This is a genomic window from Streptomyces sp. NPDC037273 (assembly GCF_055603625.1).
Map to the genome: position 1 here is coordinate 601,266 of NZ_JBVJVO010000004.1, position 9,645 is coordinate 610,910.

Below are 9,645 nucleotides of genomic sequence, written 5' to 3' on the forward strand. Positions count from 1 at the left end.
CTGGCCGTTCCGGCCGAGCTGGCCGTTCCGGCCGAGCTGGCCGTTCCGGCCGAGCTGGCCGTTCCGGCCGAGCTGGCCGTTCCGGCCGAGCTGGCCGTTCCGGCCGAGCTGGCCGTTCCGGCCGAGCTGGCCGCGGCCGCTTCCCAAGCCGCGAGTCCCGCCCCCAGACATCCCGCCCGGTCCCCGAGCGCCGCGCGCACGATGTCCGGGCGGCGTTGGAAGGACAAACGGCGGGCGAGAGAGGCGCGCAGCGGGTCGAGGAGGAGGTCGCCGGATTCGGCGAGGCCGCCGCCGATGACCAGTACCTGGGGCGCGAGCAGGGTCGTGGCGGTGGCGAGCGCCGCCGCGAGGGCTTCGACGGCACGGTGCCAGACGGCGTGTGCGTCGGGGTCGGCGCGGCGGACCATCGCCGCCACCTCGGCGGCGCCGTCGACGTCGTGTCCGACACGGGCCGCGTAGGCCGCGCCGACCGCCGCCGCGGAGGCGACGGTCTCGAGGCAGCCGCGCCCGCCGCAGGGGCACGGGTCGCCGCCGGGCTCGACGACGATGTGGCCGAGCTCGCCCGCGTAGCCTCCGGCGCGTACCGGGCGCCCGTCGCTGAGGACGGCCGCGGAGATCCCGGTGCCGACGGGGATGAACCAGGCGTCCCGGGCGCCGCGCGCCGCGCCGACGCGGCACTCGGCGGCGCCACCGGCCCGTACGTCGTGGCCGAGCGTGACGGACAGGCCCGTCGCCGTTTCGAGGACGTCCGCGAGGGCGAGGTTCCGCCAGCCGAGGTTGACCGAGTGGACGGCGGTACGGGTCTCCTCGTCGACGATCCCGGGCACGACGACCCCCGCACCCCGCACGATCAGCCCGCGTGTCCGCGCGCTCGCGTCGAGTTCGCGCAGTACGTCGGCGATTTCGGCCACCACCGCGTCCGGCCCGGAACGTCGGGGCGTGGCGCGCCGCACGGTGTGCAGGGTTCTCAGATCGCGGTCGAGCAGCGCGCCCTTCATCCCGGTCCCGCCGACGTCCAGCGCGATGACGCACGCCTGCTCGTCGTTCTCGCCAGGCGGGGCGGACAGCGCTGTGGTGGGCATACCTGAGGGCTCCTTGATTTGAGGCGAAAGTGCACGTGCAGAAGGAAGGGGTGATGGAAGGTGCTTGGAAGGCGCCGGTTTCGAGCAGATTCGAGCAAGTGTGGGTGAGCGTACGAGGGTGGGGCGGTCGGCGTCCATAGGGGGTCGGGTTGCGGGGGGGGGGTGCAACGCCGGGTGGAGGGGTGGGCAAGGCTTGCCAGGTGAGCAATGTTCACGCAAACATAGGGCGGTCGGACTCCTTTCGCCGTCGCGAGAGCGTGCCCCCGTCTTCACCCCTCCTCCAGCACAGGAGCACCCGTTCATGCCTCTTCTCCAGATCGACGACGACGGTTTCACCCTCGATGGCGAACCGTTTCGGCTCCTGTCCGGCGGACTGCACTACTTCCGGGTGCATCCCGACCAGTGGGCGGACCGCCTGCGCAAGGCCCGGCTGATGGGCCTCAACGCCGTGGAGACGTACGTCCCGTGGAACCTGCACCAGCCGCGGCCCGAGACGTTCATGCTGGACGGAGGCCTTGACCTGCCGCGGTTCGTGGAGCTGGCCGCGGCCGAGGGGCTGCATGTGCTGCTGCGGCCGGGGCCGTACATCTGCGCGGAGTGGGAGGGGGGTGGGATACCGTCCTGGCTGCTCGCCGAGCCCGACATGCGGCTGCGCACGAGGGACCCGCGGTTCCTCGCGGCCGTCGACGACTACTTCGACCGGCTGCTGACGCCGCTCCTGCCGTACCTCGCCTCGCGTGGCGGGCCGGTGCTCGCGGTGCAGGTGGAGAACGAGTACGGGGCGTACGGCGATGACACCGCGTACATGGAGTACATCGCCGACTCCCTGCGGCGGTGCGGCGTCGACGTACCGCTCTTCACCTGCGACCAGCCCGCCGACCTGGAGCGGGGAGCGCTGCCCGGGGTGCTCGCCACGGCGAACTTCGGGAGCGGGTCGGCCGGGCATCTGGCAGAGCTGCGCGCGCGGCGGCCGAAGGGGCCGTTGATGACGTCGGAGTTCTGGATCGGCTGGTTCGACCGCTGGGGCGCCCGCCATGTGGTGCGCGACGCCGAGGACGCGGCCCGTGAGCTGGACGAACTCCTCGCCACCGGCGCGTCGGTGAACTTCTATATGTTCCACGGCGGCACCAACTTCGGCTTCACCAACGGAGCCAACGACAAGCACACGTACCGCCCCACGGTCACCTCGTACGACTACGACGCGCCGCTCGACGAGGCGGGCGACCCTGCGCCGAAGTTCGCCGCCTTCCGGGAGGTGATCGCGAAGTACGCCCCCGTGCCCGAGGAGCCCGTTCCGGCCCCCGGCCCCAAGCTGGCCGCGGCGACCGTGCGGCTGACCGAGAGCGCCGGCCTGCTCGCGCACGCGGCGATCCTCGGCACGGCGGTCGAGGCGGCCCGTCCGCTCACCATGGAGGAGCTGGAGCAGGACTTCGGCTTCGTCCTCTACGAGACGACCCTGCCCCTCAAGGGCCCGGCGCTCCTGGAGATCGAGCATGTCCGCGACCGTGCCCAGGTGTTCGTCGACGGGACGCCCGTCGGTGTCCTGGAGCGGGAGAACCACGAGCACGCCATCGCCCTCGACGCCCCTCGGGCCGGCAGCACGCTCACCGTCCTCGTCGAGAACCAGGGCCGGGTGAACTACGGTCAGGGCATCCACGACCGCAAGGGCCTCCTCGGCAAGGTCCTCCTCGACGGCGCCGAACTCGCCTCCTGGACCAGCCGTCCCCTGCCCCTGACCGACCTCACCGCCCTGCCCTTCACCCCGGCCGCCACGACCCCCGTCGGCCCCGCCTTCCACCGCGGCACCTTCGACGTGACCGAGCCCGCCGACACCTACCTCCACCTCGACGGCTTCACCAAGGGCAACGCCTGGATCAACGGCTTCCCCCTCGGCCGCCACTGGTCCCGCGGCCCCCAGCGCTCCCTCTACGTCCCCGCCCCCGTCCTCCGCGCCGGTACGAACGAGCTCGTCGTCCTCGAACTCCACGCCGCCCACCGCGCCCGTACGGCCGAACTCCGCGCCACGCCCGACCTCGGGCCCACCGAGGAGTAGGCCACACCGTCACACGCCGGAGCCGGGCCCGATCGGAGGATCGGGCCCGGCTCTCAAGGCTGCCGCGGCCGGTCAGGCCGCCGCGCGCCACCACTTCTGGTTGTCACCCGTGTTGCAGGTCCACTGTTCGAGGGCGGTGCCGTCGGCCGTCGACTGGTTGACGACGTCGAGGCACTTGCCGCTGTGGCGGGCGATGAACTGCACGTACCCGGAGACCTCGGTCGTCTGGACCTTCCAGTGCTGGGACGCCGACCCGTCGCAGGTGTTCTGCACGACGAGGGCGCCGTCCACGGTCGAGGCGCCGGCGACGGAGAGACACTTCCCGCTGTGCCGGGCCATGACCTGGACGTACCCGGTACCCAGCTTCTTGATCCAGAAGTTCTGGTTCACGCCGCTGCCGCAGCCCCACTGGACCAGCTGCGCGCCGGACCCGGTGTCGAAGTTCGCCACGTCGGCGCACTTGCCGCTGTTGCGGGCGGTCAGCGTCTCCCACGGCACGTTCATCCCGCTCACGGTGCCCGCAGCGGTGTCGACGGTGACCTCGGGGGAGTAGTCCATGGTCATGGTGGTGCTGGTGGGGAAGGTCAGCGGCAGCCAGACGTAACGGGAGTCGTTCACCGTCCCGCCCATGGAGTTGCCCCAGCGGTCGCCCATGTAGAGGTAGCCGGTCCCCTTGGTGCCCTGGACCGGCAGGACGTAGGCGGTCTGGCTGCGGTACGCCGTCCCGTCGCCGACGTTCCTGAGGTCCGTCCACGAGCCGGTGACGCTGGTCGCGGTGGCGTACTTCTGCTGGTTCGGGGCCCAGCCGGTGGCACCGGACGTCAGCAGGAAGTAGACACCGTTCCGCTTGAACATGGCAGGCGCCTCCCGCCACTGCCCGGGCCACAGCCTCTGCACCTGCGCGTCGATGCCCGTGTAGTCCGCGGTGAGCCGGTACACGTGCAGATCGGCGTTCTCGTTCGCGGCCGAGATCATGTACCCCGTGCCGTCCGTGTCGACGAACGTGGTGATGTCCCGGGACATGTGCCCCAGCGGCCGGAAGCTGCCCCGCCAGGTGTAGTCGCCGTCCACCGTCGACGACACCGCCACGGCCGCGCGCGCCTCGCCGTAGTCGGAGCCGTTCTCCTTGTGCATCCACATGACGAACTGCCCGGTGGCGCTGTTGTAGACGACCTTGGGCCGCTCGATGTTGGCCCAGCCGAGTTCCGGATCGGACGCCTGGGTCAGCACGTGATGGCGGAACTCCCAGGTCTTCAGGTCCGTGGACCGGTACGCGGACACGTACCGGAAGGTGTTGTCGGCGTTCCGGTTCTCACCGAACCAGTAGTAGTACTGACCGACCTTCAGCACGCCCCCGCCGTGGGCGTGCACGGGATTCCCCGCCGGATCGGTGAACTGCGTTCCGTTCGCGATGGTCGCGGGAGCCGCGTGGGCCGTACCCGCGGCAGTGACAAGAGACAGCAGGAAGGCGCACAGGAACGCCACCATCCCGGAGAACTTCAGTCGCATAGCGCGATACCTCGTGTGTCGCGTCGGACCGGGCGCCCGCGCGCACCGCGCGGCAAAGCACCGCTCCCTGGGGTCGGAAGCGGCCTTGCGCCTGGAGTGGGGGACCGGCCGTTCGGGCCGTACAAGCACCGCGCTCACGCAATGTTTTCGTAAACACGATGTTGCCGGAAGTCTGAAACCGCCACCCACCCCTGTCAAGAACCCGGACAGAACCGCCGCCTTCTTCCGCCCGCCCCGGCGGCTTCGGCCGAGACGGGGAGGGCCCGTATGCTGCGCTGGCATGAAGGATCTCGGCAGTCAGATCGCATACTGGGACGGCGTCGGCGCGACGAAGACGTTCACCCATCCCCTGAACCTCAGCCTGCTGGAGGAGGTCGGCCCGAACGCCCGGATCCTCGACTACGGCTGCGGATACGGCCGCGTCATGGCAGAACTGACCGAGCACGGCTTCCACGACGTCTCCGGCGTCGACCTGTCCCCGGCCCTGATCGAACGCGGCCGCCTCTCCCGCCCCGACCTGCGCTTCACCGTCCTCCACTCGCCGCCCGACCTCCCCCACGCCTCGGCGAGCCTCGACGTCGTCCTGCTGTTCGCCGTCCTCACGTGCATCCCCGACAACGACGCCCAGCGCTCCCTGCTCGCCGAGCTCAACCGCGTCCTCACCCCCGGCGGACTCCTCTACGTCAGCGACCTCGTCCTCCAGGACGACGAACGGAACCACACCCGCTACGCCGCCCACGCCGAGCGCTTCGGCACGCCGTACGGCGTCTTCGCCACCGACGACGGCGCGGTGTGCCGCCACCACGACATCACGGAACTCCGCACCCTCCTGGCGGACTTCGACCTCGTGGACGAGCACCGGATCGAAGTCGCCACGATGAACGGACACCGGTCCCAGGCGGTGCAGTTGCTGGGCCGCAGGCGGTGACGCTCACAGCCGTGCCGGGGTTGGCCGCCGTCCGACGCCGGGCTGCCACAACCGTGTCGGGGCCGACCGCCGGTGCCGGTCGGTCGGTCTGTCGCGGTCACGGCATGGTCGCGAACGCCTCCCGATGGTCGCGCGCCCACTGCTCGAACGTCCCCGCGGGCCGGCCGAGCACCCGCGGCACGTGCTCGGTGACGTAGGCCGCCCCGCCGGCGCGTGCCCAGCCGATGCCGGTGGCCATCCCGGCCGGCAACCCGTCGGGCACAGGCGTGTCGGTGACGCTGACGGGCCGTTCCAGTACGCGCTCCAGGACCGCCGCTTGTTCGGCGAACGTCAGCAACTCCGGCCCGGTCAGCTCGTACCGCTGCCCGTCGTGCGCGTCGCCGGTCAGGGCGGCGACGGCGACCGCGGCCACGTCCCTCGGGTCGACGACGGCCTGCCGCGAGTCGCCTGCCAGGTTCGGGATCGGCTCTCCGGCCTGGATCAGGCCCCGGTGCCACAAGACGTTCGAGGCGAAGCTCGGCGGGCGAAGCATCGTCCACGCGAACCCGCCGGCCTCGATCGCCTCCTCCGCCGCGACGTGCCACGCGCCGACGGTCGCCCCGTCGAACCGCTCGCCGCTGCCGATGGCGGACAACTTGACGATCTTGCGGACACCCGCCGCCCGCGCGGCCGTGACCAGCGCGATGTCGTGATCCGCGGTGGGTACGGGTGGCACGGTCACGAGGAAGACCGCGTCGACGTCGGCCACCGCCCGCGCAAGGGACGCCGGGTCGTCGAAGTCGGCCCGCACCCCGCCGGGCCGCTCGCGGCGGGACATCGCCCGGAACGGTATGCCCTGCTCGGCGAGCAGGCGAACGACGTGACTGCCGATGGTGCCGGTGGAACCGGTAACTAGGATCATGTCCCCGACGATGGCAGCGCCCTCACGCCTCGCTATAGGAAGTTTCGGCACTATCGTGGGCCGCGTGAGTTCTCTCGTCGTGCCGCCGGCCCTGCTGCCGTGGGTGGCCGGGATCGACGTCGCCACGGCGGCCGGTCCCATGGCCGTCGACGAACCCGACCACGCCACCACACTGCTGCTGCGCACCGACAAGCGCGAGCTGGTCCTCATGGGCCCCCGCACCCGGGCCGCCTACCACGTCGCCGAGCCCGGCCGCTCGTGCGTGCGGGTCCGGATGCGGCCCGGTCGCGCCCAAGCCCTGCTCGGACGCTCACTGCTGGGCCTCGCCGACGGCGTCCTTCCGCTCGATGAACTACCGTGCCTGGACATCGATCAGTTCGCCGCCGACCCCGTCACCGCGCTCGAAACGGCCCTGGCCGACCGCCCGGAGCCATCCCTGCGGCTCGAAGACGCCGCACGTCTCCTCGTCGACACCACCGTCACCGAGACCGCGGCCCGACTGCACCTCAGCGAGCGCCGCCTGCACACCCTGTTCACCGACGCCACCGGCTTGTCCCCCAAGCACTTCGCCCGCATCGACCGCGTCCGCACCGTGCTCGCGGCCGAAACCGGCCGCTGGGCGGACATCGCCGCCGCAGCCGGCTACTACGACCAGTCCCACATGACCGCCGAGTTCCGCCGCCTCATGGGTGTCCCTCCAGCCGCCTACACCGCCGGCCGACGGCCCGCCGCGACCATGTGCACCGCCTGATTCCCGCGACGCGCGCCCCATCACGCCCCTCTCCGCGACCTCTTGGCGGCGCAATCGTGATGCCTCATATGGCAGCGATGTCCCCGAACTCCTCTTAGATCCGGCTTGATCGCCGCGTCCTTGCGCTTGACGCCTCTCTGAGGGTGGTGCAACCATCGAGCCACCGATGATTACGTAAACATGCACTCATCGACTCGGCCTCCCTCCGGCCCCCGGGCGCGGGTCTCCGCCTCCACCGCTCCGTTCCCGCCGGTCGGTCATCGACGCAAGGAACCACCATGACGCTCCTGTCGACGTCAGCACAGGCGGCCCCACCGCCCCACCGACAAGCCCGATCCCGAGCCCGTTCCCGTGTGCGTTTCCGTCTGCGTTTCCGTAAGGAGGCGTGGGTGGGTTGGGGTTTTGTGGGGCCGTTTGTGGCGGTCTTCGGGTTGGTGTTTCTGGCTCCGGTGGGTTATGCCCTGTATCTGAGTCTGTTCCGGGATCGGTTGATCGGTGGGACGTCGTTCGTGGGGCTTGAGAATTATGGGGAGGCGTTGGCCGATCCGCGGTTCTGGGACGGTTTGTCGCGGGTGGGTCTGTTTCTGCTGGTGCAGGTGCCGGTGATGCTGGGCATCGCGTTGCTGGTGGCTTTGGCGATCGATAGCGGCCGGCTCTACGGGAGGGGTTTCTTCCGGGTGTCGGTGTTCCTGCCGTACGCGGTGCCGGCGGTGGTGGCGAGTTTGATCTGGGGCTTCATGTACGGGACCCAGTTCGGCCTGGTGGGCAATGTGAACGACGCTCTGGGTGTCGCGTTGCCTGATCCGTTGTCGCCGTCTTGGGTGCTGGCGTCGATCGGGAACATCGTGACGTGGGAGTTCGTCGGGTACAACATGCTGATCTTCTATGCGGCGTTGAAGGTGGTGCCGCGGTCACTGTACGAGGCCGCGGCGATCGACGGTGCGGGTGAGTGGCGGGTGATTGTTTCGGTGAAGCTGCCGGCGATCCGTGGCGCGGTGGTGATCGCGACGATCTTCTCGATCATCGGGAGTTTCCAGTTGTTCAACGAGCCGAGCATTCTGCAAAAGCTCGCTCCGAACGCGATCACGAGTGACTTCACACCGAACCTGTACACCTACTCGCTGTCCTTCTCCGGTCAGCAGCACAATTACGCGGCGACGGTCGCGATCGTGATGGGCGTGATCACCGCGATCATCGCTTACACGGTCCAGCTGCGCGGCATGCGGAAGGCCTGACCCGATGACCACACCCACACCCACACCCACACCCGCACCGCTCAAGCGACGCCCCCACACGCCGCTCAATCCGCGTCCGAGTATTCCGCTGACTCTCGTGACCGGTCTGGTCCTGGTGTACACGTTGTTGCCGTTGGCGTGGCTGGTGATCAATGCGACGAAGGACCAGAAGGGGCTGCTGGATTCGTTCGGATTGTGGTTCGCGCAGGACTCGCACTTCTGGGACAACGTGTCGCGGACCTTGACCTATGAAGATGGTGTGTTCGTCCGCTGGCTCCTCAACACCCTGCTCTATGTCGTCGCCGGAGCGGGCGGCGCAACTGTCCTCGCGGTCCTGGGCGGATACGCGTTGGCAAAGTACGACTTCCCCGGCCGCAAAGCCGTCTTCGCCGTCGTGCTGGGGGCCGTCGCCGTTCCCGGCACCGCACTCGCCGTCCCCACCTTTCTCATGTTCAGCAACATGGGCCTCACCAATACTCCCTGGGCTGTGATCATCCCCTCCCTGATCTCGCCGTTCGGGTTGTATCTGATGTGGGTGTTCGCCGCCGAAGCCGTCCCGACCGAGCTTCTCGAAGCCGCCCGTATCGACGGTTCGGGTGAGGTGCGGACCTTCTTCACCATCGCGTTGCCGCTGCTGACGCCCGGCATGGTCACGGTCCTGTTGTTCTCGATGGTGGCGACCTGGAACAACTACTTCCTGCCACTGATCATGATCAAGGACCCCGACTGGTATCCGCTGACGCTGGGCCTCAATGCCTGGAACGCGCAGGCCCAGACCGCCGGTGGCGAAGCCGTCTTCGACCTGATCATCACCGGCTCACTGCTGACCATCGTGCCGATCATCGCGGTCTTCCTCCTCCTCCAGCGGTTTTGGCAGTCCGGCCTCGCCGCAGGCAGCGTCAAGGAATAACCCCACTCTCATTCCTTCTCTCTTGGTTCTTCTCCACCCTCGTCACCTTCCAGGAGCACACCCCATGCGAACCCATTCTTCTCGCAGACTCCTCGCCGCACTGGCCGTTGCCTCGACACTCACGCTGACCGCCTCGGCCTGCGGCTCAAACCCCGACACGGGCGCTACCGCCAGCGGCCCGAAGGACATCGCCGCCGCTCTCGCCAAGGGCGGCAAGGTCACCGTCTGGGCATGGGAGCCCACCTTGAAGAAGGTCGCCGAAGACTTCGAGAAGAA

Annotated in this window: 8 protein-coding genes and 1 pseudogene; 6 read left to right on the forward strand and 3 right to left on the reverse strand. The window is 69.4% G+C overall.

The annotated features are described in order from the left end of the window. Positions 1–1,082: ROK family protein (locus ACZ7G1_RS14840; protein WP_471204128.1), on the reverse strand; the 1,082-nt coding region annotated here is incomplete at its 3' end. Positions 1,083–1,383: 301 nt separating this feature from the next. Here ACZ7G1_RS14840 and ACZ7G1_RS14845 point away from each other — a divergent pair. Then, on the forward strand, positions 1,384–3,135 hold the full coding sequence (locus ACZ7G1_RS14845; RefSeq protein WP_470879801.1) for a beta-galactosidase: 1,752 nt from the start codon (positions 1,384–1,386) through the stop codon (positions 3,133–3,135). 72 nt (positions 3,136–3,207) lie between these two features. On the opposite strand, the gene ACZ7G1_RS14850 is transcribed toward ACZ7G1_RS14845, so the two are convergent. Then, entirely contained in the window at positions 3,208–4,644 is a 1,437-nt protein-coding gene (locus tag ACZ7G1_RS14850) for an RICIN domain-containing protein (RefSeq protein ID WP_470879803.1), read from the reverse strand. A 280-nt stretch (positions 4,645–4,924) separates the two neighbouring features. On the opposite strand from ACZ7G1_RS14850, the gene ACZ7G1_RS14855 reads away from it, so the two are divergent. Then, positions 4,925–5,572 carry a class I SAM-dependent methyltransferase gene (locus ACZ7G1_RS14855; protein WP_470879805.1) on the forward strand — a complete coding sequence of 216 codons (648 nt, stop codon included), beginning with the start codon at positions 4,925–4,927 and terminating at the stop codon, positions 5,570–5,572. Positions 5,573–5,669: 97 nt separating this feature from the next. Here the strand turns inward: ACZ7G1_RS14855 and ACZ7G1_RS14860 are convergent, their stop codons facing one another. Next, positions 5,670–6,473 carry an NAD(P)H-binding protein gene (locus tag ACZ7G1_RS14860; RefSeq protein ID WP_470879806.1) on the reverse strand — a complete coding sequence of 268 codons (804 nt, stop codon included), beginning with the start codon at positions 6,471–6,473 and terminating at the stop codon, positions 5,670–5,672. 64 nt (positions 6,474–6,537) lie between these two features. Here ACZ7G1_RS14860 and ACZ7G1_RS14865 point away from each other — a divergent pair, with 64 nt between their 5' ends. The 4 genes and pseudogenes from ACZ7G1_RS14865 to ACZ7G1_RS14880 form a co-directional block, all read left to right on the forward strand. After that, on the forward strand, positions 6,538–7,224 hold the full coding sequence (locus ACZ7G1_RS14865; protein WP_470879808.1) for a helix-turn-helix domain-containing protein: 687 nt from the start codon (positions 6,538–6,540) through the stop codon (positions 7,222–7,224). A gap of 278 nt (positions 7,225–7,502) precedes the next feature. Continuing rightward, positions 7,503–8,459, forward strand: coding sequence for a carbohydrate ABC transporter permease (locus ACZ7G1_RS14870; protein WP_470879810.1), 957 nt, complete (start codon positions 7,503–7,505; stop codon positions 8,457–8,459). Between the two features lie 4 nt (positions 8,460–8,463). Further along, positions 8,464–9,369 carry a carbohydrate ABC transporter permease gene (locus tag ACZ7G1_RS14875; protein ID WP_470879812.1) on the forward strand — a complete coding sequence of 302 codons (906 nt, stop codon included), beginning with the start codon at positions 8,464–8,466 and terminating at the stop codon, positions 9,367–9,369. A 64-nt stretch (positions 9,370–9,433) separates the two neighbouring features. After that, positions 9,434–9,645: pseudogene (locus ACZ7G1_RS14880) on the forward strand (sugar ABC transporter substrate-binding protein); the annotation flags it as partial.